The organism is Pseudomonas anatoliensis (genome assembly GCF_017976235.1).
Classification (GTDB): Bacteria; Pseudomonadota; Gammaproteobacteria; order Pseudomonadales; family Pseudomonadaceae; genus Aquipseudomonas; species Aquipseudomonas anatoliensis.
The window spans coordinates 86,378-111,957 of sequence record NZ_JACVHC010000001.1 but is presented as its reverse complement, the minus strand read 5'-3'; the positions used below and the strand labels follow the sequence as shown (position 1 = coordinate 111,957).

General features: G+C 56.9%; 32 protein-coding genes and 1 pseudogene. 10 read left to right on the top strand and 23 right to left on the bottom strand.

What is annotated here, in order from left to right; genetic code table 11:
• The 20 genes from ICA16_RS00520 to ICA16_RS00425 form a co-directional block, all read right to left on the bottom strand.
• Positions 1 to 882 carry a baseplate assembly protein gene (locus ICA16_RS00520; RefSeq protein ID WP_210699647.1) on the bottom strand — a complete coding sequence of 294 codons (882 nt, stop codon included), beginning with the start codon at positions 880 to 882 and terminating at the stop codon, positions 1 to 3.
• On the bottom strand, positions 879 to 1,205 hold the full coding sequence (locus ICA16_RS00515; protein WP_210699646.1) for a GPW/gp25 family protein: 327 nt from the start codon (positions 1,203 to 1,205) through the stop codon (positions 879 to 881). Before ICA16_RS00515 ends, ICA16_RS00520 begins: the two co-directional genes overlap by 4 nt.
• Before the next feature lie 5 nt (positions 1,206 to 1,210).
• Positions 1,211 to 1,459: a hypothetical protein gene (locus ICA16_RS00510; RefSeq protein ID WP_210699645.1), complete on the bottom strand. Its 249-nt coding sequence runs from the start codon at positions 1,457 to 1,459 to the stop codon at positions 1,211 to 1,213.
• A gap of 55 nt (positions 1,460 to 1,514) precedes the next feature.
• Complete coding sequence (locus tag ICA16_RS00505) at positions 1,515 to 2,069, bottom strand: phage baseplate assembly protein V (RefSeq protein WP_210700158.1); 555 nt, start codon at positions 2,067 to 2,069, stop codon at positions 1,515 to 1,517.
• Positions 2,070 to 2,098: 29 nt separating this feature from the next.
• Positions 2,099 to 2,614, bottom strand: coding sequence for a hypothetical protein (locus ICA16_RS00500; protein ID WP_210699644.1), 516 nt, complete (start codon positions 2,612 to 2,614; stop codon positions 2,099 to 2,101).
• Complete coding sequence (locus tag ICA16_RS00495; protein WP_187676668.1) at positions 2,607 to 3,272, bottom strand: hypothetical protein; 666 nt, start codon at positions 3,270 to 3,272, stop codon at positions 2,607 to 2,609. Before ICA16_RS00495 ends, ICA16_RS00500 begins: the two co-directional genes overlap by 8 nt.
• Complete coding sequence (locus ICA16_RS00490) at positions 3,269 to 3,589, bottom strand: head-tail joining protein (RefSeq protein ID WP_210699643.1); 321 nt, start codon at positions 3,587 to 3,589, stop codon at positions 3,269 to 3,271. Before ICA16_RS00490 ends, ICA16_RS00495 begins: the two co-directional genes overlap by 4 nt.
• A gap of 2 nt (positions 3,590 to 3,591) precedes the next feature.
• Positions 3,592 to 4,587, bottom strand: a complete 996-nt coding sequence (locus tag ICA16_RS00485; RefSeq protein WP_210699642.1) for a major capsid protein — start codon at positions 4,585 to 4,587, stop codon at positions 3,592 to 3,594.
• A gap of 64 nt (positions 4,588 to 4,651) precedes the next feature.
• Positions 4,652 to 4,996 carry a head decoration protein gene (locus tag ICA16_RS00480; protein ID WP_210699641.1) on the bottom strand — a complete coding sequence of 115 codons (345 nt, stop codon included), beginning with the start codon at positions 4,994 to 4,996 and terminating at the stop codon, positions 4,652 to 4,654.
• Positions 4,993 to 6,147: a head maturation protease, ClpP-related gene (locus tag ICA16_RS00475; RefSeq protein WP_210699640.1), complete on the bottom strand. Its 1,155-nt coding sequence runs from the start codon at positions 6,145 to 6,147 to the stop codon at positions 4,993 to 4,995. The genes ICA16_RS00480 and ICA16_RS00475 overlap by 4 nt, the downstream gene beginning before the upstream one ends.
• On the bottom strand, positions 6,144 to 7,622 hold the full coding sequence (locus tag ICA16_RS00470) for a phage portal protein (RefSeq protein ID WP_210699639.1): 1,479 nt from the start codon (positions 7,620 to 7,622) through the stop codon (positions 6,144 to 6,146). The genes ICA16_RS00475 and ICA16_RS00470 overlap by 4 nt, the downstream gene beginning before the upstream one ends.
• Positions 7,622 to 7,828, bottom strand: coding sequence for a phage head-tail joining protein (locus tag ICA16_RS00465; RefSeq protein WP_210699638.1), 207 nt, complete (start codon positions 7,826 to 7,828; stop codon positions 7,622 to 7,624). Before ICA16_RS00465 ends, ICA16_RS00470 begins: the two co-directional genes overlap by 1 nt.
• Before the next feature lies 1 nt (position 7,829).
• Positions 7,830 to 9,851 carry a phage terminase large subunit family protein gene (locus ICA16_RS00460; protein ID WP_210699637.1) on the bottom strand — a complete coding sequence of 674 codons (2,022 nt, stop codon included), beginning with the start codon at positions 9,849 to 9,851 and terminating at the stop codon, positions 7,830 to 7,832.
• Between the two features lie 4 nt (positions 9,852 to 9,855).
• Positions 9,856 to 10,458, bottom strand: a complete 603-nt coding sequence (locus tag ICA16_RS00455) for a terminase small subunit (RefSeq protein WP_210699636.1) — start codon at positions 10,456 to 10,458, stop codon at positions 9,856 to 9,858.
• A 145-nt stretch (positions 10,459 to 10,603) separates the two neighbouring features.
• Entirely contained in the window at positions 10,604 to 10,948 is a 345-nt protein-coding gene (locus ICA16_RS00450) for a phage holin family protein (RefSeq protein ID WP_210699635.1), read from the bottom strand.
• A gap of 525 nt (positions 10,949 to 11,473) precedes the next feature.
• Complete coding sequence (locus tag ICA16_RS00445) at positions 11,474 to 11,833, bottom strand: PA0613 family protein (RefSeq protein ID WP_210699634.1); 360 nt, start codon at positions 11,831 to 11,833, stop codon at positions 11,474 to 11,476.
• Entirely contained in the window at positions 11,826 to 14,042 is a 2,217-nt protein-coding gene (locus ICA16_RS00440; RefSeq protein ID WP_210699633.1) for a VapE domain-containing protein, read from the bottom strand. The genes ICA16_RS00445 and ICA16_RS00440 overlap by 8 nt, the downstream gene beginning before the upstream one ends.
• Positions 14,032 to 14,259 carry a TraR/DksA family transcriptional regulator gene (locus ICA16_RS00435; protein WP_210699632.1) on the bottom strand — a complete coding sequence of 76 codons (228 nt, stop codon included), beginning with the start codon at positions 14,257 to 14,259 and terminating at the stop codon, positions 14,032 to 14,034. Before ICA16_RS00435 ends, ICA16_RS00440 begins: the two co-directional genes overlap by 11 nt.
• Complete coding sequence (locus tag ICA16_RS00430) at positions 14,252 to 14,770, bottom strand: phage regulatory CII family protein (RefSeq protein ID WP_210699631.1); 519 nt, start codon at positions 14,768 to 14,770, stop codon at positions 14,252 to 14,254. Before ICA16_RS00430 ends, ICA16_RS00435 begins: the two co-directional genes overlap by 8 nt.
• Before the next feature lie 331 nt (positions 14,771 to 15,101).
• On the bottom strand, positions 15,102 to 15,362 hold the full coding sequence (locus ICA16_RS00425; RefSeq protein WP_210699630.1) for a hypothetical protein: 261 nt from the start codon (positions 15,360 to 15,362) through the stop codon (positions 15,102 to 15,104).
• 79 nt (positions 15,363 to 15,441) lie between these two features.
• Here ICA16_RS00425 and ICA16_RS00420 point away from each other — a divergent pair, with 79 nt between their 5' ends.
• On the top strand, positions 15,442 to 16,173 hold the full coding sequence (locus ICA16_RS00420) for a LexA family protein (RefSeq protein ID WP_210699629.1): 732 nt from the start codon (positions 15,442 to 15,444) through the stop codon (positions 16,171 to 16,173).
• Here ICA16_RS00420 and ICA16_RS00415 read toward each other — a convergent pair.
• Positions 16,160 to 18,025: a hypothetical protein gene (locus ICA16_RS00415; RefSeq protein WP_210699628.1), complete on the bottom strand. Its 1,866-nt coding sequence runs from the start codon at positions 18,023 to 18,025 to the stop codon at positions 16,160 to 16,162. The genes ICA16_RS00420 and ICA16_RS00415 overlap by 14 nt on opposite strands.
• Positions 18,026 to 18,395: 370 nt before the next feature.
• On the opposite strand from ICA16_RS00415, the gene ICA16_RS00410 reads away from it, so the two are divergent.
• From ICA16_RS00410 to ICA16_RS00380, 8 genes and pseudogenes are all read left to right on the top strand, one after another.
• On the top strand, positions 18,396 to 18,986 hold the full coding sequence (locus tag ICA16_RS00410) for a hypothetical protein (RefSeq protein ID WP_210699627.1): 591 nt from the start codon (positions 18,396 to 18,398) through the stop codon (positions 18,984 to 18,986).
• Positions 18,987 to 18,996: 10 nt separating this feature from the next.
• Positions 18,997 to 19,281, top strand: a complete 285-nt coding sequence (locus ICA16_RS00405) for a phage antirepressor KilAC domain-containing protein (protein WP_210699626.1) — start codon at positions 18,997 to 18,999, stop codon at positions 19,279 to 19,281.
• Positions 19,282 to 19,439: 158 nt separating this feature from the next.
• On the top strand, positions 19,440 to 19,757 hold the full coding sequence (locus ICA16_RS00400; RefSeq protein ID WP_163974170.1) for a pyocin activator PrtN family protein: 318 nt from the start codon (positions 19,440 to 19,442) through the stop codon (positions 19,755 to 19,757).
• 58 nt (positions 19,758 to 19,815) lie between these two features.
• Positions 19,816 to 20,247: a hypothetical protein gene (locus tag ICA16_RS00395; RefSeq protein ID WP_210699625.1), complete on the top strand. Its 432-nt coding sequence runs from the start codon at positions 19,816 to 19,818 to the stop codon at positions 20,245 to 20,247.
• On the top strand, positions 20,244 to 20,603 hold the full coding sequence (locus tag ICA16_RS00390; protein ID WP_228734115.1) for a hypothetical protein: 360 nt from the start codon (positions 20,244 to 20,246) through the stop codon (positions 20,601 to 20,603). The genes ICA16_RS00395 and ICA16_RS00390 overlap by 4 nt, the downstream gene beginning before the upstream one ends.
• Positions 20,600 to 21,043: pseudogene (locus ICA16_RS00385) on the top strand (DNA cytosine methyltransferase); the annotation flags it as partial. The gene ICA16_RS00390 and the pseudogene ICA16_RS00385, both read left to right, overlap by 4 nt.
• 82 nt (positions 21,044 to 21,125) lie before the next feature.
• Positions 21,126 to 21,371 (top strand): hypothetical protein, encoded by a 246-nt coding sequence (locus ICA16_RS28125; RefSeq protein WP_228734147.1) that lies wholly within the window; start codon positions 21,126 to 21,128, stop codon positions 21,369 to 21,371.
• Complete coding sequence (locus ICA16_RS00380) at positions 21,368 to 21,637, top strand: pyocin activator PrtN family protein (protein WP_108225777.1); 270 nt, start codon at positions 21,368 to 21,370, stop codon at positions 21,635 to 21,637. Before ICA16_RS28125 ends, ICA16_RS00380 begins: the two co-directional genes overlap by 4 nt.
• Before the next feature lie 32 nt (positions 21,638 to 21,669).
• On the opposite strand, the gene ICA16_RS00375 is transcribed toward ICA16_RS00380, so the two are convergent.
• Both ICA16_RS00375 and ICA16_RS00370 read right to left on the bottom strand, forming a co-directional pair.
• Positions 21,670 to 23,277 (bottom strand): P-loop ATPase, Sll1717 family, encoded by a 1,608-nt coding sequence (locus ICA16_RS00375; RefSeq protein ID WP_210699623.1) that lies wholly within the window; start codon positions 23,275 to 23,277, stop codon positions 21,670 to 21,672.
• A complete protein-coding gene (locus ICA16_RS00370) occupies positions 23,274 to 24,389 on the bottom strand; it encodes a site-specific integrase (protein WP_210699622.1) in 1,116 nt (371 codons plus the stop codon). Before ICA16_RS00370 ends, ICA16_RS00375 begins: the two co-directional genes overlap by 4 nt.
• A 102-nt stretch (positions 24,390 to 24,491) precedes the next feature.
• Between ICA16_RS00370 and dusA the strand changes: the two genes are divergently transcribed.
• On the top strand, positions 24,492 to 25,511 hold the full coding sequence (dusA, locus tag ICA16_RS00365) for a tRNA dihydrouridine(20/20a) synthase DusA (RefSeq protein WP_210699621.1): 1,020 nt from the start codon (positions 24,492 to 24,494) through the stop codon (positions 25,509 to 25,511).
• The last annotated feature ends 69 nt before the right edge of the window (positions 25,512 to 25,580 follow it).

Here is a 25,580-nt window from a genome sequence, read left to right as displayed (position 1 = left end):
TCAGCCCGCCAGCCTCACGTTGTAGCGCGTGCAGAACGCCGCCTGAGCCTTGGTCGGGGCCAGGTCCTGCCACCCGACCAACTCAACCCGAGCAACGCCGGCAACGTGCAACTGAGCGTCAACAGCGGAGCGTGCGACCTCGACGCCCAGCCGCTTGCGTGGATTGATCCAGCCGGCCAATCGGCTTTTCGCTTCGGCCAAACTGGCATCCGCTTCGGGGCCGGCGCCGGCCATATGCAAGATGGCGTCAATCTCGTAGCGGATCACCTGCGCGCTCTGCACGGTCACCCGATCACCGACCGGCCGCACGTCTTCGTCATTCAACGCAGTGGCCACAGTCGCCAGCAGATCCGCCGGCGCTTCGCCTTCCCCGTCCAGCCCCAGCACCGTTACCGTAACGTAACAAGGCGCCGGGCTTTCAGCCGTGGCATCTGCCACCAGCCCCGAGGCATTACGCGCGTGCAGGATGTAGCTGTTACGCGGACCGGCCGTGGTCAAGCCCTCATAGGCCAACTGGATGCGCTCGCGAAACGGGTCGTCGTCTTCCATGACCTCGGGCACCGGTGGCACCGCTTGCAGATCCGCCACCTGAATCACCAGGCGCTTCAGATTGACGTTAGCCCCCAACTGATCGAGGTCGCCGCGAATGGCGTGCGCGAGCAGTAGCGCCTTGCCGGCGTCATTGACCCGGGCGCGGTTGCCGACCTTGTTGTAAGCCCCAACCTCAAGCACTTTGACCACCGGATCGCTTTCCAGCGCGGCCGTCCAGTTGCCGCCCATGTACCCGCGAAACACGCCCAGCCCGTCCTGATAAACCTCTTCAAAGTCCAAAGGCTCCAACACGGTCGGTGCCGGCAACGACGACAGATCAACGGTACTCATGCGGCCACCTCCAACGTGACGCTGTCGCCCAGGTACTTCCCGACGATTTGCATATTGATTTGCCCGCCAATGACGGAAATGACTCGCACCTGATCCAGCTTCAAACGCGGCTCCCAGCGCCCTAGAGCGCGGGCTACTTCAGCCTGTACGGCGCTTTTCCAGCCCTCGTTAACGGGCAAATCGACAAACCGGCGCAGCTTGCTGCCGTACTCCATACGGTGCCGGCGACTGCCCAGCGGCGTGCCCAAGATATCTGGGATGGATTGGCGCAGGTGCTCGATGCCGGAAATGGGTTGGCCGGTGTGGCGATCCATTCCGATCATCTACGTCACTCCTTGAACGGCTCGTATTCTTCGCTGGCTTTCAGGAATTTGACCGCTTCGATGTCGGAGGCCGGCACTACGACCGTCGCCTTGTCGACCGGATAGGAACGGTCAGTACCGGGCACGATCAACAGTCGCGAGGTGTAAACCTTGTCGCGGAATTTCAAGAACTCCGGCGATGAGAACATTGAGGATGCAATTACTGGTTCAGAGGACGCTTGCGCCTCAGTGACGGTCGTATCGATCTTGGCCATGTGTTTCTCCAGGCATGAAAAAGCCCGCACGCGGCGGGCTGGATGAATGTTTGGGTTAATGCTTGTGGTGGTTGTCGCTGTTGCCGGCGGCCATGATGTTGCCAGCGCCGTCGATGTTGCCCGTTACGGATAACGGGCCGTCGATATTGACAGGCCCTTTGATATTCACGGTCGCTTCAAGATCGATCGTTCCCGACTTCACCGTTACCGCGTTATCCGTAACGACGACGTCCGTGCCGCCAACCTTGATCGCCACCGTGCCACTCGGCAGGGTGATGGTGTAAGACTTCGCCTGCCAGTCGTAGATCAGCGAGCCGCCATCATCGAAACGCCAGACCTCGACGTGGTCGCGGTTGTCCGGCGGCGGTCCGGCATTCCCGTACAGGCCCGGGACAAACGTGCCTTGTGACACGTCACCGCTGGGACTGATCAAACTGCCCTGCTCGCCCAAAGACGGCGCCCGCCAGTGCCTGGCCTTGCCCGCGGCGATGCTGTGCCACCGCACCCAAGCGCTAACCCATTCACTACCATCGGACACCCGACACACCGGCGGCGATGCGGACAGATCCACCGCGACCACATAGCAAGCCTTGACCGCTCCCGCAATCATCCGGTCGTGCTGGGCACTCGCGTAGCTACTCACACATCCTCCGCAGGGACAAAGTCCTCTTTGGCGTCGTTGTTGAATCCAATGAGCAACATGCCCGGCGGCTCGTCAGGCCAGAGCCATTCCTCCGAGCCGAGATAGACTTGCTGAGTCCACTCCACCAGCCACACGGTGTACCCATCCAGATGCGGCTGGGTCCAGTCCTGCAGCGATTGCACAAACTCGGCGGGTTCAACTGCCAACCCCCACGTCTGCGCACGCAGCAGCACCGCCAACTGGGTCGCCAATTGCACGGCCTGTTGATGATGGTGCGGCTTGATCGGGTCAACAATGATCCGAGCCTCGAACTTGCAGACCAGCGAGGTTTCGCCGGTGCCGATATCGGTACCCGGCTCGATCTCGGCCACCTCCAGAAACACCGCCGGCAGCAACACGCGATCCTTAATGTCTGGCCAGGCTGTGACGGCCTGCACGCCAGGCAAGTGGGTACGCAGATGCTGTTCTACCGCCCGATAAAGCTGGTCCAGGCTGAACGGTTCGTCAGACATTGCCGATCCTCTTAAGGTACTTCTGCAGCTCAAAGTTGAGTTCCTGCTTGAGAATCTCCAGCAGACGCTCATCTGCCTTTTTGACCCAGCTGTCGAAATGCGGCCGAGCTTGCTCCAGCGACACCTTGGCTTTGGCCAGCGGGAAACGACTGCCGTGTTCGGCGACCCAGCCCGAACTCGGCCCGCGACCGGGGGACACCGTGCTGTCCGGGTAATCGTCCCCGTTGAAATGCTTGCTGGCTGTGCGGATCCAGATGTCGGGTTTGTTGCCGTAGACCTTCTTGAGGAAAGCCCCTTGGTAACGCCGCCCCGCCACCGACACACCGCTGCCGGTTTGCCGCGCCCGGCCGATCCGGCTGGATTCGATGGCGTTCAAACCGAACCACAGTTTGCCGCTCGCGGCACCGCCGGAAACCGGATAGCTGCGCAACCGCTGACGCACCGCTGCAACAGCAATGCGCTCTGACCGGCTGACGGCTCGGGCAATGTGCGTGCGCAACCAGCCCAACGTCTTGTTGATTGCGCGCCGATGCGCCGCAGCAGCCGCTTTTGGCACCACCTTGGCAAAGTCCTGGAACGCCTGAAAATCTGCGGCCGAGGACTGGATAGAGATCATCCCGCCCCCGGCCGAGGGTTTGAAATAGCTGCCGACGCTCATGGCCGCAACCTCAGAATCAGGGCGACCAGGCCGTCGCCGCTCGGCTCGAGCTGGATCAAGTCGTAGTCACCGCCGCCATCCAAGGCGGGCAAATCCACGCTGACCAGCATGCCCTGCTGCAGACCTTGCGAATCGCTGACGCGAATCTCGAAGCGCGGCTCGCGCAATCCGGTGTTGAGCTTGCCGAATTTGGGCTGCAGCCAGGGCGCGGCGAACATGCCGAACACTGGCTCTTCGCGACCCTCAATCCGCGCGGTATCGCCCAGCGTTTCGAAAACCACCGCGTCGACCTCGGAGATCAGATCGCGAAAGGCCACGGTCAGAGTTCCAGCAAGATCTGGGTGAGCGGTCGGGTGCACAGGTGAAGCGGGTTGGACTGGGCTTCACCGGCCATGCCCTTGTTGAACGGCATCGGCTCGATTTTGCTGTAGTACGGCACACCTTCGGTATTGACCGTTTCCATGTAATCGGCCGGCGCGAACACAGAGATGTACAGGTCTGGCACACCCTCTGCAATCAGCAGCGCCTTGTCGTCATGGATGAAAGTCACACCCGCTATCTTGCCGCGATAGCGTTCCCAGATGATGCCGCCGAACTCGAAGCTCTCCCGAGCATCACCGCGCAGCGCCGCTGCCTGCTGACTGTTGAGGAATGTCTCTTTGACCGACTTGTGGACGATCATCTTGTTCCAGAAGTTCTTGCCGCAGAGTGCTCGCGCGCCGCTGCTTGTCACGCTACCCAGTGCATCCTCTTGCATGTCGAGCGCTTCGCCACACTTCACACGCAGCTCAGTGTCAGGATTGTTCATCTCCATGGACATTTTCTTGCGCGACACGCCAAACGTTTTGTAGATGTCGAGCAATACGGTTTTGCCATCCGCGTCCAAGATCTGGCCGTTGAGGGCACCCATGCGCTGGAACTCGTGCGTGGCATCAAGCTGACGGCGAGCTTTGGCTAGGCGCTTGTTGACGACGTCCTGCACGGCCTGCAGTTCGGAGCGAGTACCGAAGGCACGGATGCCTTGAATCTCATCAGACTTGATCGCAAAGCGCTGAGGCAAGTGGACGGTGTTGAAAGGAATCAGATTACGTTTGGTGCCGCTCACCACGAGACCGGAGGTGCCACGCTCACCCGCTGGCACCAAAGCCAGCGTGTCGCCATCCTTTTCCACCTGCACTGTGAGGGTCGTGATCCCCTCTTCCTGAAACAGGCCGAGGCTGCTGATCCGCCCCGGCAGATACTCCTGTTCGTTGATGGCGGCGGTCAGCGAAGAGACCGAAAAAGCATCGTCGTTAAAGATTTCAATGTCAGCCATGAAGCTATCTCCAGAAAACAAAAAACCCGCACAGGGCGGGCTGGATAATTGGTGGCGATCGCCTTCAGCGGACGATCAGGAAGTGGGTGGCCAGCGCTTTCTCGGCTGCCGGATCCAGGCCGGTCAGGTGCGATTCGCTGACTTCAGCCAGCCGCACCACAGCCCGTCCGCGTCGAACCACATCCGACTCACCTAGTGGACCGTAGAGAATGGCGATAGCGTTTTCACTGCCGTCCTCAGCGGTTGGGTTGTAGGGGGCGAATTCGCCGGTCAGGCTGACTAAACCGAGGATCTGCCCCGGCTCTAACGCAGGGCCGGCAGCGACATTAATTGCCTCGCGGGAAATAGTGCCAGCCGCTTCGGACAGGAGAAATTCGCCTGCATGCATCGGCTCTCGTTGGATCGTCATCGTCTTGCTCCTGTATCGGAATGAGATTTACCTATATGGGCAGCTTGGCGAGCCGACCAGATAGATGGCTGATCAATTTTCTTGGCTTGCACCTTAGGTGCCGGGTCATCGTCCAGTGGTAGGCTGTTGTCAATTTCAAAGCCCTTGCCGCTGGTGACGATCTTGTCGAACAAACGCGCCCGCACCGCCGCCGCATCCAGGCCCGCCGCGACATACTCGGCGCTGAATTCTGGCAAACGCGCGGCGACGCAGAGGTCGTTCACAGCTTTAGCGCGTGCCAGACCGGCGAGCACGATTTCCTCGCTTTCGAGCTTGGTCGAACTGAGCAGCGACTCGACCAGGTTGCTGATACCCGCCGCCGTGCAGCGCTGAGTGATCATCAATGCCAAATTGGCAGAGTCGACTACGGGCGGTACCAGCGGCGGTTCTACACGTTCCAGTTCAGGATCCGGTTCAGGTGGTTCGTCGAGTTGCGCCACCAACTCAACCGGAGCGTGCTGGAACCGTTGCAACACCGCGCCTTGACCGAGGCATGCTTTGACCTTCATGCCGTCGCCGACTTCGTCTGCAAGACCATGAGCCACCGCTTCGTTAGCAGTCAGCCACGTTTCAGCATCAACCATTCGCCGCAGCTCGGCGTCATCGATGTCGGGCGCCTTGGCCTTATAGGCCGCGATGATCGCCTCCAAGGTTTGATCCAATACATCAGCGACCCGGCGGAAGTCCTCGGCGCCCCCGCCTGCATAGGTGTAGGGGTTATGAATCATCAGCATGGCGTTCGCCGCGATGACTACGCGGTGTGCACCGCACACGGCCACACTAGCCGCGCTCGCTGCTAACGCGTCAATCCGACCGGTGCAGCGTTCGCCCAAACGCGAAAGCGCGTTGTGCATGGCCAGTCCGTCGAACAGATCACCGCCAATGCTGTTGAACGCGGCCACCACCGGAGACACACCGTCATCCATAGCGCGCAGATCCTGCACGAACTGATTAGCCGTAATGCCCCAGCCGCCGATCTCGCCATAAACGAAAACTTCGATCACTCGCTCGGTGGCCTCGCCGCTGGCCTGCACCGCGTACCAGGTCCTGTCCTGCACTTCGACACGCTTGCCTGCGCGGTTGTAAATGCGCGGTCGCGCTTTCTTGCTCATGGTTGCTCCTTATCGTCGTTGTCTTCGACGGCATCCAGGGTGTTGTAGTTGAGGCCCAGTTTTGTGGCCCGCGCCAGATCAGCAGCGTTTTCCAGATCGACCGTTTCGGCGTCGTAGCCGGTACGCAGGACCATCTCGCTGCGAGAAGAAAACCCGGCCTGCACTTCCATCCGACGCGCCTGAACATCCTGAACCGGCTGGATGTAGGCCCAGCCTTGTGGCACCCATCGAGTGCGCAGGTACTGCCGGCGTTTCTGTGCGTAATCGTCCAGCACCAGGACACCCGACAGCACCGCCATGTCCATCCACGCGGCACGTACCGGGCGGCAGAGTTGGTGGACGTACACGCTGAATTGCAGTTGTTCCAAGCGGCGCCGAAACTCGTTGAGCACCACCCGCAGTGCACGGTCGTTGATCCCGCGCATGTCGCCGGTGAGGATCTCGTAAGGCGTACCGCTACCCGCCGCTGCAGCCATCAATTGCTGCCGCATGAAGTCCGGGTAGTTGTTGCCCGCGTCTGGTGGTTTGGAGAACTCAACCTCCTCTCCTGCCCCCAGTTCCTGCATCGTGCCGGGTTCGAGCGCGACCATCGGGGTGAAGCCGTCGCGATCCAGATCCAGCAACGCGCCGGTGACTGGATCGCGGGGCGTCTGCCCCGAATCCGGCGCTGGCCGCTTGATGAAACCAGCGAACAGGTTGGCCACTTCCTGCCGGAACAACACCGCGTCGTCGTAGTTGTCGAGACTGCGCAGGCGCTTGAGCACCGGCGACAATCGCGGCACACCACGCAGTTGTCCTGGCTCCACAGGCTCGAAGATGTGCAGCACCTGAGTCGACGGCACGCGAACCAGCTGGTTGTACCCGGCGTTTAGCGAGGCCGCATCACGCGGATGTGACAGGTACATCCAGTACGCCACCCGCTTGCCACCGGGAGTGAACTCGATACCGGCGCGGATGACGTTGCCGTTTTTGGTGCTCTCGAATTTGTCGTGCGGCACGAATTCCGGCGCCAGGATTTGCAGCTGCAGCGGAACCGCCAAACCTTCAATCAGACTGCGAGGACGCAACCGGACGAAGCACTCGCCCGATGTTTCCACCGTGCGCGCCACCAGCGCCTGCTGGCCGTAGAAGTCAGTGCGATCATCCGCGTCCGACTCGTCGACCCAATCGCACCAGAGTTCCTGCAACAGCTTGCGCAAAGCATCATCGTCGGTTGTCGGCCGAGGGGTGATGCCCGTGCCGATCAGGTTGCTGACACGCTTGTCGATGACGTTGAAGGCATAGGGATCATTGCGGACCGCTGCCCGGGAGCGCGACCGAAGGTTGCGCAGTGCCGGGGTGTTGATGCTGTTGATCCCGTTATCGGGAGCGTCCCAGCCAGTGGAGCGGCGCCCTTCTCCAGCGCCTTCGTAACTGGCTTTGATGTTGGACGGCAACACGAATCCGTTACGGGTCAGCGTTGGATAGCGAGCCATTAGAGTCCTTTGCCTCCGTGGTACAGCCGGACCACGCGCGAACGTGGCCCGGCCGCGCTGATCAGCGACGAACGAATTTCTTCGCGAGCCTTAAGCAGTTCATCGACGGTGCGGTATTCCACGGTGCGGTCCGTGTAGCGCACAGTTTTTTCACCGCGAGCAATGGCCGCCTCAACCGCGTCGAGGTGCTTCTGGGTAAATGACATATCAGCGTCTCTTCAGGTAGCCGCTGGTGGAGCTGCGGCGTTGAGGTGGTGTTGCTGCTGGACGCGGTGACACGACCGGAACAACGGGTAGTGAAGCCGGGGGCCGAACAGGGGTAGCCGGGCCAAGGCTATCGATCCGTTCACCTTGAACGGGCTTGATACCCGGCGCTTCGTCAAACAGTCCGGACTGCGCCAAGGAGTGACGCACGCGCTCCCAGTCGTGTTCCTTATATCGGTGGAGGCCCAGGTAATGCGCCATGGCCAGGCAATACACCATCAGATCGAGCGCTTCGTTGCGCTCGGCCTTGCCCTTCACCCACTCGATGCGCTTGTGGCCACGCACATAACGGGCGACCTTGCGTTCTGCTACGCACTGGTCGAAGAAGTCGTCTGGCAGGTCATTCGCGAAGTGCAACGCGCCCGGCCCGGACTCAAACGGGTAGCGGTTGTAGATCCAGTCCTTCGCCGTATCAGTACCGACGAACCAAAGCTCGGCACCGTTGCGTTCAGTCTGACCTTTCCACGTCACGTCGACCATGGACGGGCGTTGAGCAATGACCGGTTTGCCGGGTTTGCTCGCCCCCTTGATGGCGAAGACGTTCCGCCAGCGACGAACACGGCAGAATTGGTAGACCTCATCGGTGTGGTGACCGCCGGAGTCAACGGCCACCGCAAGAATGCCAATTCCGACACCGCACGGATGGCGATATTTGGCCTTGAGCAATTCGTCGAGCGCCGCCCAGGTGCGGTCGTCTGCGGGATCGCCGGAGACCACTTGGTAGTCGACGACCCAACGCTCCATACCGACGCCCCAGCCCATGGCCATGAATTCTAGCCGGTTGGCTTGAACGTCAACGGCGCCGGTGATCATCATCACCGCCGCCGGCAGAGAGCCAAGGGTGTAGCCTTCCAACCGCGCGCGCTGCCTCAGAACGTCGGCTTTGGTCTGCTCTTGAGCCGCGTCCCAAACCTTCGCCAGACGGGTGTTGTAGAACACCTGCATGGGCTCGAGATCGCCTTTGGCCTGGGCCTTTTTCGCCTTCTCGAATTGCTTGGCCAGCGACTTCCAGTCCATCCAACCGAGCGGTGAATACAGCGCGTTAAGGTGGAAACCCACCGTCTCGCCGTCCCCCTCGGCATGAGCGCGCCACTCGCCCTTGGCGAGCATTTCACCCTTGTGGTACTCATCGATCAGTACGTCACAGTTCATCCCGGACGCCGCGCATTTGTAATGCACTACGCTGAAGTCTGCCGAGTAGAGAAGGTTCTCCCACTCGAGCACCTGCATATGCCCACAGTACGGGCACGGCACGTAGTAATGACGCTGGTCACTGCCGTCGAATAGGTCGGAGATTCGCGAGGCGCCTTTGATCGTCGGCGAGCTGGAGAAGTAGAACTTGGCGTTACGGCCAAACGTACTGCCCCGGGTTTCCGCCAGTTCAATGGGGTCGCCCTCCTCGCCGATATCGACTTCCCAGCGGTCGATTTCATCGCCGTAAACATAGCGAGCCGACAGCTCCGACAAGTTGGCGGCCGATCCGGCGGTGGTGACGTACAACGTGCCACCCTCGAACTCTTTGGTGTCCATCGTGTTGCGCGAATCCCGCGAGCGGTTGGCCGCCACGCGTTCGCGTAGCACCGGCGTTGCCTTGATCGTTTTGCCGATGCGCGAGGACACCCGTTTGGCCAGGCCGAGGCTTGGCAGCAACGCCAGGATATTCGACGGTGCCATGTGCATCAGGCCGCCAATCCAATTCAGGCCGATCTGAGTTTTCATTAGCTGCGACGCGACCATGGTAATCACGCGCTTGCAGGGGTGAGCCGGCGATAGGCACCGCATGGGCTCGCGGGCATACGGTGTACGCGAGGTGTGGTACTGGCCCGGCTCAGCGGCGCCGGTGTCACGCGGGATTCGCATGTACTCATCGGCCCACTGATCGATCCAGACATCCGGGTCGGGCCGTAGCCCACGGAAATACGCCTCGCGGTACACCTCTGCACCGTCAGGGATTTCTGTGGGCATAGGATTAACTCGTGGTCAGTGCGTGTTCAAGGTCCGCTGAAGACATGCGCTCTGCGTCTTCCAGCGAGCGGCGGATCGCCGCCGTGAGGTGCTTTTCGATTTCCCAGGGGTCAGTCATAGATGCCAGTTCCGGAGCCAGTTGCGGAGGCATTCCCAGCAGTTGATCGCGCAGCATGCGACCGGCGTTGTAGGCGCCGGACTGCACCGCCGACAGGGCAACCAGCGCCCCCTTGGCCTTGTGCAACTCGATCTCGGCGAGCTGTGCCAGGTTGTGCTCGCGCAGTGCCCGGGCCTTCTGGAAGTCGGGGAGCTGCCCCGCAGGTGTGATCGTGAGCGGCGGCGCAGCCGTTGAAGTCGGCTCGGCATGGCTGGATAGTTGGCTGTAAACGTCGCGCTGAATCCGGTCCTGTTGGTGTCGTTCGGCAACAGCGGCCTTGCTCGGGTCTGCGGTGTCGCGAATCAGCGCTTCGGTGGCATTCACATCAACCTGTTTGCCGTTGGGCGAAAGCACCAGACGGTTGTTATCTTTCAGCCAGGTGATGTAACTCGGCGACCTGCCGAGCCGGGCCGCGAAGGCGCTCTTCGACAGGTAGGTTGGTTCTGTCATGAGCCCTCCTTTTCAACGTATTTCAATGAATCCTTTCAAGATTTCAATGATTGAAATTTCAGTAAGCTGGCAACCCTGCCGCTAACAGTTTCCCGCGGGTTTCCGACCCCGTACCACCCGAATAACCCCAGGGTCCCCGGCGGTTTCAGGCTGTCCCGCCGCCATTCGGCGGGACATCACACACACCAAGCCGCTTGGCAGCCCAGCGTTCGTACAACCCGATGGCCACATCGGCACCGGCCATTGCCGTCAGGCAACCCAAGGCGCCCGCCGTCCAGATCGACATGCCGGCGGCGATCATCAGCATCATCGCCGACACCCCGCAGACAATGCAGGCACCAGACCGAAGCGCCAGCCTTCGCAACAACGCCCAGCCTCGCGCCCCATCCTTGTCGGCCCGCCACATCTCTCCCGATACGCCGCCGACCAGGGCCAGGACGATCACTAACCAGATCGGCATCTCTGCCAGCGCTTGTTGCTCGTTTGTCATCGCCAACCCCTAAACGCAAAAACCCGGCGCAATGGCCGGGTTTGGTGGTGTGGTGCCTGCCGCTCTCTGCGGTCGCACCTATCGAAGATGACTACTTTTTACAGGTCGATTCCGGTGGCAGCAACCCCGATTTAATGCCACCCGGCGAATAAGTGGGTAACACCGGGTGAATGCCTAGCGAATGTCGGTGAATATCCCACCCCGGCATTCTGCTGTTTCGGCGGCGTCCCATCTGTCCCACTATTCAGCATCGAAGTGGGACGCCTGAGAGCGCCTAAATTCGGGGCTTCGCCCCACTGTCCTACTTATCTTTCTCCCTTCTCGTGTAAAGGAAGAATTTAAAGAACACGCATGCGCGTGAAACGCACGTACTGCTCCCGCTACGCTTACACGGGCGGGAGGCACTTTGTAGCGGGACGGTGGGACAGTCCAACAACGACAAGGCCCGCACCTGTCCCACTGCATCAAAACGCAGCGGGACAAGACGGGCCAGTGGGACAACAACAGCCGGACGAATGCCTGGGGTCACGCAGCCATCCCCATCATCATGCCGAAGATCTGCAGGTGTGCCTCATGCAGGCGCTGGTAGTACGTGTCACGACCACAACCGCAGTGCGCGTACCGCAAGCGCATATCAACATCGAGCGTGCAGTAATGCTCCCGCACAACCATCACCAACTCGGGCGCGAGATGCTTGTTCACGATCAGCTCGATGTCGAGAGAACTCTCCAGCGGTGCACGAAAGGCCCGCCGTCCACGAATCAGTTGCCCATTGCTCTCCATCATCATGGCAACCATATTCCCCCCAGCAAGCCCCCCTTTCGAATGTTCGGAATGCAGCTCCTGCGCCCACAACCGAAGCAGCGAATCGATACCCTTAATCAAAGCAAGGCTCCTCAATCGGTTCCCGCTTCAACGCCGAAGCACCACCCCACCCTGTAGGCTTCTTGTAAGCCCACGGCCGCTGACCACTCTTCACCAACGGAGGCAACCGAACACGCCGCCATCCCAACCGATGCATGATCGCCCCGACGCGCATCTGCTCCGGTTTACCCCAATGCCCGAAATCCAACTTCAAAGCACTGGTCAGCACGTCGCTGCCGGTGGTGGTCTCACCAATCTGCGACTCTTCCAACCAGGTCAGAATCGGCCCTTCCCACTCGTCCACCACAAAGCGCTCGTCCTGCTCTTCGCCGAACATCGCCGCTTCATCCAGCGTCACCCACCAAAGGTCACCCGCGTCGTAGCAAAACACCGCTTCAGCCCAAAGCTGCTCGCGAATCGAGCGCAACAACTCCAGATCCACCTTGGTACACGCCACCGGCCAATAACGGCGGTTACCGGTCGCGTCCTTGAGGTATTCGTCCTGGTTCGTTGTACCCACGAACACGCACTGACGTGGCACATCCATCGTGCGGCGACCATAGCTCTCGCGGTAGGTATCCGTCGACGCAGAGAAAAACTGCTTGGCCTTGGTACTCTCAGCCTTGTTGAAGCTGTCCAACTCGCCCAGCTCGACGATCCACTTGCCTCGGATCGCTTGAAAGCCGTCCTTGTCGCCCAGGGCGAACGGCGTATCCATGAACCACTCGCCGCCGAGGATGCTCATCGCGGTCGACTTACCAGCACCCTGCGCGCCCTCCAGAATCATCACCGAATCGGCCTTGCAGCCGGGCTTCATCACCCGCGCTACTGCCGATAACATCCAGCGCTTGCCGACCTTTGCCGAGTAATCTGTCGCCTTCACGCCCATGACATCGGTCAGCCAACTTTCAAGCCGGGGCACCTGATCCCACTGCAGCTTGCGCAGGTACTGGCGCACCGGATGAAACGCATGGTCATGCGCAACCACACTCACCGCCTCGATCACATGCGACGCCTTCACCCGCAAGTTGTACTGCTGCGCGAGCCACTTCATCACTCTCACATCATCAATGTCCGCCCAATCGCCCGTGCCGCCGCCATATGGCGCCGCACGCAGCTTCACGATCTTCGAACTGAAAGCGCTGTAACTGACCACCCCGGCCCAGCGCTCATCGTTGGCCAGGATCAACTCGACGTTCTGCATGTGCGCAATTAACGCCCCGCTCTCGCTTCGAGCCAGCATGTCCTTCCAGCCACCAGCGGCCGGCGGCTTGACCACCGCCAGCACCTGGCGGCGCACGGCCTCTAAACCTTCGGCGACATGCAGGTCATTGAAGTCGGTCCACTTGATCTCCCGCTCACCGGAAAAGATCGGCGCGACCACCTGGCCACCGACGATCAGCGCCGCGTTGTTGGCCTTCTCCTCACCGGGGTTCCAGGCATCGCCGTTCGGCTTCGTGGTCTTCCAGTCATCGTCCCGGCAAATGATCAGCGGGCAGCCGGCAAAGCGCTCACGCATCGCCTTGCACACCACCAGCAAATTGCCCGCATCAAACGCGATAGCAACGGTCAGCGAAGTCGCCATATGCAGGCTTGCGCCCGTGGCATAGCCCTCACACACCAGTACGGGTTCACCCGGATCCGGATGCGGCCCGATCAGGTGAAAGGCGCCCTCCTTCGACATCCCATAGGGCCAATACGACTTGTCCCGACCGGTGTCTTGCTGCTTGGTTGGAAACACCACCTGCAGGCCGACAATCTCATCGCGCACGTTGCACATCGGCACCAGGAACGCACCAGTGCGCGGTGCATACCGGACACCCATACCGACGATCTGCTTACGATCCAGATAGTCGCTCCTGCCCTTCTCCGGCATGCGCTTGAACATCCCCGCCGCACGCTTCGCTGCACGACGCGCCGCACTGGCTGCGATCTCCGCAGCCCGGCGCTTCGCCTCCTCCTGCCGAGCGCGCATAACCTCACGCTCTTCCGGCGACATCCGCCCGGCCTTCACCTTGATCTTCTGTGACTCACCCGAGCGCCAGTCACCGAACGCGCCGAAAATCAGCGTCTCGCCCTTCTCCGTGCGATGCTCATGGACGACGTACCAGCCGTTCTTTTCCTTGCCCTTGTCCTGCGCTGTCTCGCACCGTGTCAGCTTACCGAACACCAGCGGCTGCGCTGGCTTAAGCCCGTAATCGGCGAATTGCCCCAGTACCTCATCCAGCATGGCGAGCCCCCCTCAGTTCAGCGAAAGAAAGGCATCCCACACATTGCGTGCAGCCAGCCTGCGCCAACCGACGGGCCTTCGGGATCGGGTCATCACACGTTTCACAGAACAGAAACGAATGCGCCGCCAAAGCGGGCTTGGCGGCGTTACGTGCAGCGAGCGCCTGATCAATACGCTCTTGCACCAGGTCATTAGCGAAGTCAGCAATATCAGCCACGATCAACACCCCGCGTCGTCTGGTTGACATACGTGGCACGGTTAAACATCCCCAACAACCCCTGAATCCCACGAAATACCTGCAGGCGAATCGCGGCCAGTTCCTCATCAGTGACGACACCGTCACCAATGCTCTTGGCCCAGGTGTCCGCCAGATCCGCCACCTTGCGAAAGTACTCCGCAATACCGGTGGTCAACGTCTCGGGCATGTCGTTGGTGTACGCCTCAGCCAGCTCCTGCCAGGTCGTGTCACCGACCAACGCATGCACCGCATCCAAAATGCGACGATCCTTGGTCAGCTCCAGAATCTCGCCGAACTCTTGAATGTTCACCGTGTGGCTTGGGTGGGTTGGGGAAAGCTTGTGCTGCAGCGTGGTCGCATTTCGGCCGGTGGTGGCGGCGATAGCAGCGGCGCCGCCGGGGTAATCCCGTGCGGAATGATAAAGCGCGAGATCGAGCGGCAGAACTTCCCGCTGCGCCCGGTCTAGAGAGCTCAGAATGATACGGCTCATGGCATTAATCCTTGTAAGTTGCCAGTGCCGCGCGACATGCAGTGGTGATACATTTGCCGCGTGGCTTGAAAGGGCCCAAACGCCGGCTAGATCTTAGGGATCGACACCGGCACCGTGCCGGGGCGAGCAATCCGTTGCTCACCCCTGGCGCAACAGCTGCCCAATCTGTGGTGGAAAAGGCAGCAACACCAAGGCTTCCGAGCCTTGGAAAAGCGCGATAAAAGGGGGTGGTTGCATGTGGTGTGCCCGCCTATCTTTATCGCGACCCGACAGCGCTGTGGTGGTGCGTGTTGGGAGAAACTGGGCGACCTTTGGGTCGCCTTTTTTCTTGCTACGCTGCGGCTTTATGAGGGGCCGATGCGTTCAACAGCCAAGCTGCTTGGAAGGCATTGCCTTTCTGCTTAGCCGCAGTCGCTAAGAGCTCGGCATATTTGGTTTCACCTGTGTAATCCGTGCGCGGTAAGCACGCAGCCTGACGCCATTTGTTCAACGCCTGATAGCTTCTGTTGCATACCTTCGCGGCGGCCCCGATGCCGCCTACGGCTTCAAACGCGAATGCGATCGCGCTCGGAAAATCTGCGGGGTCCAACATGACAACCTCCATTTATCAACTTGCGGTTGATGTTATAGATCAACTGACTATTGCGCAACCTTTGTGAGACTCTCAACTAATGGTTGATAAAAATACTCTCCGCGCAGCCTTCAGCGAGCGCCTACACGAAGCACTTGACGACGCCGGCGTACGCAGCCGAGGTCGTGGAGTGGATATTCATCGTCAATTGAAAAGCGTGGGCGTTGATAAAACGACCCAGGCCATCAGCAAATGGCTGAATGGCGAGGCAATGGCAGAGGCAGACAGCATGTCTGCCATCTGCTCCTGGCTAGGGGTTAGGCGGGAATGGCTTGAATACGGTGTGCTGCCGAAAGAACGAACTGGTGATAGTAACGTTAGCAAAATAGGCGCTGGTGATGTTAGTAACATTCGTGAGATCAATCAGCGTTTTGGTAAGGTGCCATTGATTTCTTGGGTACAGGCTGGAGCATGGTGCGAAGCAATCTCGAATTTTGAGTCTTACGATGCTGATTCTTGGCTATCGTGCCCTGTTCAGATTAGCCAGCACGGTTACGCGCTGAAAGTCCTTGGAGATTCAATGACCAATCAAGGACCCGGCCGGAGCTACCCCACTGGGTGCATCATCTTCGTGGATCCTGAAGCCGAAACCAAAACGGGTGATCGCGTCATTGCAAGACTTCCTAGAACAAACGAAGCAACCTTCAAAATTCTAGTGGAAGACGCAGGCCGACAATACCTACGGCCTATAAACCCTCAATATCCTATTATTGAAATCACTGAAGAAACCCATATTTGCGGAAAAGTCGTAGGCTCATTTATTCCGGAGTAACCGTTTCAACTAATTTCTCTATAAAAATCTCTGACCTTGACTTGATCGCTTTATCGAGACAAATGCCAACCTCACCGTCGCTGGCCGACTGTACTTCTACATCGTCACACTTAATGGTCAGAATTTCGCGAAGGGAGTAATCCCCACCCTTACGTGCATAAACCTTCATTCCAACCTTGAGCTCTACACCACTAAGCTCCAAAATAGCAACAGTTCCATTTCGAATGATTGTAGAGACCTTCAGAGCCAATAGATTTGATGGTAAAAAACTCACAACGCCATAATCAAACAGTCTCTCCCTCACATATTCTTTTTCGAGAACGCCATCCTCAATCAAAAAATAAACTTTATATAAATCATAAGTTGTAAGCAATCCACGCCTATCCAACTTCGCATCACCGATTTGCTCTTTAGTAAACGGAGGGTTCTGTCTTTTTTCAGGCGCCAAAAATCGTTGGTGATTTACAATATATAGCCCAAAAACATCAAAACGCCTTCTCTGCTCACTTCTACGATGTTTAATTTTGCTTATTTGAGAGCAAGCCTTATCTGTGGAAGTTCCACCAATACCTTTAACCTCAATAACCAAAATCCTTTCGCCACAATCAACCTGAATATCTTCTTCAAGGAGATCGGTCGACTCATCATCCATACTTTTTACATCTGCAAAACCTAACCACAATAAATAACGCTGTATAGCTTTTACTAAAGCCTCGCCAGTACCTGTCATCATATCCCTTAAAAAGGAATAATCGACCTTCAATTGTTGGATAGCGTTGTCGTTCGAGGCCATATCTGCAAGGTAGCGTTTTTCAATTTCGGCCCTTCTTTGTTTTAGGGCGAGCTCTCCTGGGAGATTAATACTTCCGTCATCAAGCCAACCAAACTGGCCATTCATGGGGAATATTTCAGGAATTATTTCCGGAAAACAGGTATTGAACAATTCAAGCAAAAAATCTGCCTTATTCACAACTTGAGGAAAGACACAAACAAAGGACTCGCCCTGCTTTTGAAGATAAGAAACAACCTCATCATTATCATTAAAAGCAAGCGGCATAAAGTCCGCGTCAGGCACCCTACAATTTTCAGCCCAAACCGTCGGACGCTCAAAAAAAACTTGATACTCAGCTCCAGCTATATATTTAAAAAGCAGCGCAACCAAGCCTGACTCTGGAGCTGGGGCCTTAAATTTCCTACCAAATTTACTCGTCCGTCTTGGGGTATCAAACAAATCCATATTACAACAATGTTCTCGACGAACTATATAATTCCCCTTCGACGAGATCTCCACAATCTCATAATTTACATAAACCTCCTTTGCAGCAAACACGACCCTTATAGACTTCTTATTCGAAAAACCATTTAACCGTTGAGATAGAACACCCACCCCAAAAGGTTTTGTATTGAAAACCTGTTGTGGATACTTACTTACCAGCGCATACGTGACACCTTCATGCACCCCTTGCAAACTTGCTTTATCTGAATCATACGACGAAGTATTTTCGGCTCCAGCATCCATTACCAGAACATCATACTCATGCAAATCCTTGGGTATATTATGATTCTGACGCACAAAGTGCTCGTCATTCCTATTATACTTAGGAACAGACACTAAAGAACCCACCGACGCTTCAACACAGTTGAAAGCGTTCCGCCTCAACAATTCATTTACGTCACTACCCAGATCGACTAGGCAAATCTGCGGAGTAGGATTTACTTCAGCTTCCGGTTCTACTTCAAAAAAAATATCGCTGTCATCATCTTGAATATAAGGTTGACTTTCGACACTGATATATGACTTCTCACTGAATGTTCTTTGTACCTTTTTACTTCCTCGTAACCAACTAAACATAGATCCCATCCCTTGACCAAAAAAACGCCTGAAAGTATAGATTGCCGCACATAGCGACAAACTTTACAAGATTACTCAGACGCCTAACAGCTAAGGGTTGCGTGAATCGATGCGAATTATCAACCACCAGTTGTTGACCAATTGAAACTTTTAGTTGATATTTGTCTCACTCTTCCACCACAGAGCGAGGCAAAACCATGCACACCACAGCAACCCTGCACGTCCACCCGGCCGCTACTGATCCGTTTCGAATCTTCGAAATCCGCCGCTTAGCCCGAGAGAGCGGCTGCTCGTTTGTCACCAGCAAACCGAAGCAGCTCGCACGTCCCGCCCCCACCCCATTCGATCCGAACGGCGGAGGGCATGCAGCATGATAAAGTTCAAAATCGACAACCGCACCCTGCAGCTGCTCAACGCCCAGGTCAACCTGACCGAGACCTTCAACCACGTCCTCCGGACAGCGCCCAAGCGTGAGTGCCTGGCGTTCCGCCTCAAGGTCGAACGAGGCGCAACCGAAAGTACCTTCGTCGTCGATCTGGGCAGCGAACGCCACACCCTGACCCTGCAGAACGACAAGAAAACGCACCTCAAACTGGCCGACTTCATTGAAGAAATCGCCAACGGTCCATTCGACGCGAGCAACACCAGCGACCTGGTGCATCGCCCGCATGCCTCTCGCAAATATGGCCGCTTCGAAGTCTCGGACAAGCAACGCGTGTTCGAGCTGGTACGCACCGGCGGCGTGCTGAGCTTGGACATGGGCTTCGACTACCCCCTGCAAGTTGCGGTGCACCGCACGCAATCGCGCTCAGGTATCACCACCATCCTGAGCATCGGCAACACAAGCCCGCACACCCGGTGCTTCACCGCGTACGGCACCGATGTCGAGATCTACGGCAAGGTCACCGAGTCCATCAACCACCTCGCTGTAGCGGCCACCCCAGCCGCGCACGCGGCATGAGGGGAACGCTATGGAACGCAACCTCGCCCAAGCCGCAACCCAACTCGGCCTCACCCGGCCAAAGCTCATCGCTTGCATGCGGGAAAAAGGCCTGCTGAACGAGAGGAACCTACCGGCCTACCCCAACCGCGACCGCGATTACCTGCGCATCAAAGACGGCCAGTGGTACCACGACCAACTCGGTATGCAGTACAGCCAGTCGACCAGGGTGAAACAACCCGGCATCCGCTGGCTGGCCGAACAGCTGGGCATCGACCTGCCTGCCATTCCGGCAGACAACCGTGACGTGGCCTAGGGAATACGCCCGCCAGATCATCGCCATGCGGACACGAGAGGAGCGCAACGCCGCGCTCCTCGAAGTGCCCGAACATCTGCGCGAGCTGACCAAACGGCACTGCCTGAATACCTGGAATCACCCGGCCAGAAAACAACGCAAGGAGGCCCAACAAAACCATGAGTAACACAGCCCAAAACCCGCTGCGCCTGCACCCGGCACCGGAGTCAGCCACCGTCGAATTGCTCTACCGCATCTTCGGCGACGTCCTGATCCCGCTGGAGAAAGTGCGCGAGCAGTACTTCCGCAACCTCAACGAGCAGTCCTTCGTCGCCGAGATCAGCAGCGGCCGCATCCAGCTCCCCATCACCACGCTGGACACCAGCCGCAAGGCACCGAAGTACGCCCACATCAGGCACGTCGCCTCACTGATCGACATCCGCGCCTACAAGGCCGACGAAGACATGCAGCGACAGCAGGACGACACCAACGAGTAACAACCACAAACCAAGCGGCTGACACCACCGGCCGATGACATCACCAGGAGCACACCACATGACTGCAATTCAAATCTGCGCGCTGATAGCAATCGTCCTTATGACCGCCGGCATTTACTGGCTCGCCTACCGGAACGGATTCAACAACGGCCTCACCGAGGGCCATACAGAAGGCTACAGCGAAGGCATAGCCGTTCAGAGCGCTGACAAATCTGAAGAGGTCCGTAACCTCACGCTATCGCTCAAGCAGGTTCAAAACAAACACGAACAACTCTACGACTTTTACAAACGCGCCGTAGAGGCCTCGCAACTTGGAGAACCTGCACGCACCACCCTGCTGGAGATTGCCGAGAAACTGCGGATCGCAGCCGATACGTTCGCCGCCTTCCGCACGGGCAAAAAACTCGAACGCGAAACCCGCGTCCTGCGCGACCAGGCTCTCGCCATCGCTGCACTGCTGGAGTCGGCTGATCAGGAGAGCGCCGCATGAACCAGGCCTATTCCCAATCCCAAACACACCGCAACCCGGCTCATGCCTCACCAGCGGCTGAAGAACCAACGCGCAATCGAACCTCGGAGGAAAGCGGCATGCAAAGGGACCAGCACAACACCCAATCCCCGACCGCTTTGCTCCGCGAGGAAGCCAGCGTCGACACACTAGAAACAAACAGCCTCTGCTGTGCAGCAGCAGGCATTATTGCTTCTACCAGCAGCACCACCGAGGCGCTCAGACCCCACGAAAAGCTGAGCGAGGCAGCCACACCCAATGCAACGCTAACCGCTCAGAATCGCCCGCCCGCGCAGCTTGTTCAGGGGTATAAGCGCTCTTTATTGGAGGCCGCGTGAATGAGCTGGCTCTTTTCGCAGGCGCTGGTGGCGGAATACTCGGCGGACACCTCCTCGGCTGGCGCACCGTCTGCGCCGTTGAGCGTGATGCCTACGCCGCACAGATACTGGCGCAACGACAAGCCGATGGACTGCTCCCGCCTTTCCCGATTTGGTCTGACGTGTGCAGTTTTGACGGACGACCATGGAGAGGCCTTGTTGACGTGGTTTCGGGAGGATTTCCTTGTCAGGACATCTCGGTTGCAGGCAACGGCCTTGGTATCGCCGGCGCCCGCTCTGGACTGTGGCAGCAGATGGCACGAATTACCGATGAGGTACGACCGCGCTACGTCGAACTGGAGAACTCACCATTGCTTGTGGGAAGAGGACTTGCCGTGGTGCTCGGTGACCTTGCCGAAATCGGGTATGACGCGCGATGGGGTGTTATCGGAGCGGCTGACCTCGGCGCCCCTCATCAGCGGGACAGGATCTGGCTCATCGCAGAAGACACCCGTCAGACGATGGCCAACACCGGTGGCGAGCATGGCCAAAGGATCCTCCCCTGCCGCACTGACTCGCCGTTCCGGGGCAGACCGCTCGAACGATCGCCTGGATCACGCCGTGATGGCACTGGATGGTGGTCATCTGAACCCGGAATGGGCCGAGTGGCTGATGGGGTGGCCCATCGGGTGGACCGACTTAAAGCCATTGGCAACGGACAGGTTCCAGTCGTGGCTGCAAGCGCATTCGAATCGCTTTCCCGCAATCATTAATCAGGAGGTTGTATGAACACCCTTTTCCTTTTGATGGCCCAGTACAACGGGCAAGCGGTCATCCCCCTGGATCGAGTCTGTGCAGACTACATGAATTTAACTGTCGAAAAATTTAAGGCAAAACAGCTTACCGGCGAGATCGACATACCAATTGTTCGGCTAGGTCCAAACAGCCAGAAAGCCGGGCTCGGCATCCACCTCAGGGATCTCGCAGATTACATAGACTGCCAACGAAAAAAGGCATTATCTGAACAAAGTAAGCTCATGAGGGGCGCCAGATAATAAAAAGGGGCTGATCAGCCCCTCCTCTAATATTACTTATAATCGCGACTGATCGAGAGATGCGCACAGAGCGCATTGTGTATAAAAATATTCTGATCAAAAAGAATTTCATCATCTCCTCGAAATGAAAATCTCATATGGGAGCCACCGGGAGCTATATTACCTATAACGCCGATTCGAAATAGATCCTTAACAATTTCTCTAACAGAATATTTTACGATCAGCGCATGAGTTTCTTTATGCTCAGTTGCAACGGCATCAGCACGAGTTATGAGATCGCTCAAGCTACTAATCTGTTTAAACCCATAAAAAATATATTTAATTCCTTCGATTTCCGCCGTACTATATTTTGTTCTGAGCTCCTCCGTGAGCTCGACCCATGACGCAGTAGAATATGCCTTTCTTACTGCTTCCAGTCCTTGAAGAATAAAGCTTTTTTCATGTGGATATTGATCCTGTACGGTTATCAACAACCTGACAATATCTCTCGGACGGTACCACGAATTGTGAAGAATATAGATCTGCGGAGAGCGACCATTAATTTCTCGAGGAAAATAACTTTGCCATAAATCATTTGTACTCAAAGGATCGAGCCCGGCTTCAACTCTCGCATTATTAATTCTCTGCTCAACTATATTTAACAATGGTTGTTGAGCCGCACTCAATCCCGGACGATTCCAGTGAATAAGCGAGCCAAAATCAGCTATGGACTTATTAATCTCCTTACCAAGAGCATCAACCGAAACTACCACCTCAGAACGAATAGCCGCATATAAACACAGCGGATATCCGAGCCTCTTTGAATTAGCATTTAACTTTTCAATAGAGACAATCAAATCTCTCACTAAACGTGAGTCTCGCTGATATTGCTTGGTTGTTCCGTAGTTCAACTCAAGCTCATCGAAAAAAATGTTTAGCCGTTGACCGCTAGGTTCGAGAGCGTTAAAAGCGGCGTCGGCTTGCCGAACAAGCGAGTTAAAATTTATCTTGGCCTTTCCACTTTCATCCCAATCAAACTCAAGTCCTAATTTAGGACTCTTACTAATTTCTATATTACCCTTACGAATATTCGGAACCAACCTCATCAAGCCAGCTCTCTCAGGTTGAGTTAACGCCTCAGAACTGACAACCGCTATAAATTTATCTAAATTTATATTATCCTGAAATACATCAACATTTTTTTCCTGAATTGCCGCTGCTATTTTTCTATATATAAACCAACGCCATACTGTTTCGAGATCGTCACCTTCAAATGCATCGCTATTCTCAGTAACAACTTGAACTCGTGCTGCTTTGGAAAAATCCTTCCGGAGATCTTCATCGATTTCAGATTTGAAGAGTACAAACGTTGAAATCGACCCAAGCTCCTCTTCTAGCTTGATAGAAATATACCGTAATAATGCAGTTTTTCCTGTACCCTTTAAACCCACCACATAATATTTTTCTTTTTTTGTAAACTTTGTGATATCAAGCGCCGGAGGTACAACAAACGAATCGACAAATCTTTTAAATTCTTCAGGACTATTACTGAGCATTTCATTTTTCGCATCAGTACTACCAAGATAGATATTTTTTAGCTTCAACATCAATGAGTCCTTTTTCCTTGATGGCTTTTTGCCAAAGCTACTGGCAACGCTCATGATTGTCCATTCATGTTTATTCCATTTGAAAACACCTGAAGCCACGACCATTGACGGTAACGGTCACCTCTCCCACGGAGGTGTGTGTAGCGCCGTAAAGAATTCCAATCCCTATGACCGGACACGCTCGACACCCTCGGAATGTCCCAGTCCATCTCAAACAGACGGCTCACACCTTCGTGCCTCAGATCATGGAAGTGCAGATCCTCAATCCCCAGCAACGGACACGCCCGCGTGAACGATGCGGAAACGGATCTGGAGTTGTACGGAAATATCTCCCGCTCAGTCCTGGGCATGCTCTGCAGGATTGCCCAGGCCTCATCGGGCAGATGGCACCACACGTCGTTGCCGATCTTCTGTCCGGGGTTCTTCATATCACGCACCAGGACCGCCTGCCGGGAATCGTCAAGGTCATCCCAGCGAATCCGCGTGATCTCCTCCTGACGGCGCGTCGAGAAGAGAGCAAACGCAATCATCTTCGGCATGTTGATCGACTCAGGTCGACGTACCTGCATCTCGAAAAAATGCACCATCAACCTATCCAACTCGTCGAGCGTCGGCCGACGGTTACGCTCCTTGCTCTTGCTCACCATACCCAGCTTTCGCAACACCTTGCGTGCGTCAGGCATGGCAAGCGGATCCACCTCGTAGCCCCATGCCGGCCTCGCCACGGATAGGACAGCCCCTAGGTGCGAGAGATCATTGCCAACCGTCTGCGCCTGTACGCCGCCGCCCTCCATCCCCATCCGCCACTTTGCAAACTCCACCAGCTTCTGACTGGTCAGAGCAGAGTCCTCAAGGTCGCCCAGCCAGGTATCTTTGATCGCTTTCAAGGTGGCGTTCTTGGTCTTTCCCAGCGGCCGGATCTTCTCGTACTCGTCCAAGTACTGCTCGATCATCTTCCTGATCGTCACACCCTTACGGTTAGCGCGCTCAATCGCACCAGGCTCGGCCAGCTCCGTCTCCCGCCGTTTGATCCAGGCCTGGGCAACCTGCTTGCGGTCGAAGGTTTGGCTTTCCTGATAAACTGTGCGCCCGTCCCGATTGATCCGTATCTGCGCCGTGTAGGCCGTCGAGTTGTCCTTGCGCTTGCGTGATGTGATCGTGCCCATTTCCAGTTGCTACATTGCCGATTTCGCTTGCTACAATGTAGCAACCGACTTCAGAAAACAAGGAAAAATGGGTAAAAACCGCTGTATAAAAGATCAGTATCAATGAATTTCGAAAAACCCGAAGCGCCCGTAAACACTAACCACCCCCGTTCCGAGCCGTCTCGCCGCTTCAGTGTGGCCCCGATGATGGATTGGACTGACAGGCATTGCAGATACTTCCTACGCATCCTGTCGAAGAACGCCCTCCTCTACACCGAAATGGTCACCACCGGCGCGCTCCTAAACGGCGATCACGAACGCTTCCTCCGTCACAACGAAGCCGAGCACCCCTTGGCGTTGCAGTTAGGCGGTAGCGTCCCACTCGATCTGGCCGCCTGCGCCCGCATGGCCCAGGAGCACGGTTACGACGAGGTGAATCTTAACGTCGGTTGCCCGAGCGATCGTGTGCAGAACAACATGATCGGCGCGTGCCTGATGGGTCATCCGCAGTTGGTGGCGGATTGTGTGAAGGCGATGCGCGATGCGGTGTCGATTCCGGTGACGGTGAAGCATCGGATCGGGATTAATGGGCGGGACAGTTACGAGGAGCTGTGTGATTTCGTCGGGACGGTGCGGGATGCAGGGTGTACGAGTTTTACCGTGCATGCGCGGATTGCGATTCTGGAGGGGTTGTCGCCGAAGGAGAATCGCGATATTCCGCCGTTGCGTTATGACGTGGCGGCGCGGTTGAAGGCGGATTTTCCGGAGTTGGAGATTGTGCTGAACGGCGGGATCAAGACGATGGAGGCCTGCCATGAGCATTTGCAGACCTTTGACGGGGTGATGCTGGGGCGTGAGGCTTATCACAATCCGTATCTGCTGGCGGAGGTGGATCAGCAGTTGTTCGGCAGTTCGGCGCCGGTGATCAGCCGCGCGGAAGCGTTGGCGCAGTTGCGACCTTATATAGCCGAGCATTTGCTGGCCGGTGGGTCGATGCATCACATCACGCGGCATGTGTTGGGCTTGGGCACCGGATTCCCGGGGGCGCGCAAGTTTCGGCAGTTGTTGTCGGTGGATATCCACAAGGCCAAGGATCCGTTGGCGTTGCTGGATCAGGCCGCGGAGTTGTTGGCGGGTCGTTGATCGACGCGTTGAATGTGCGGGCAACGAATGAGCGTTGCCCGAAGTTTTGTTGTACTGACAGGATGTCTT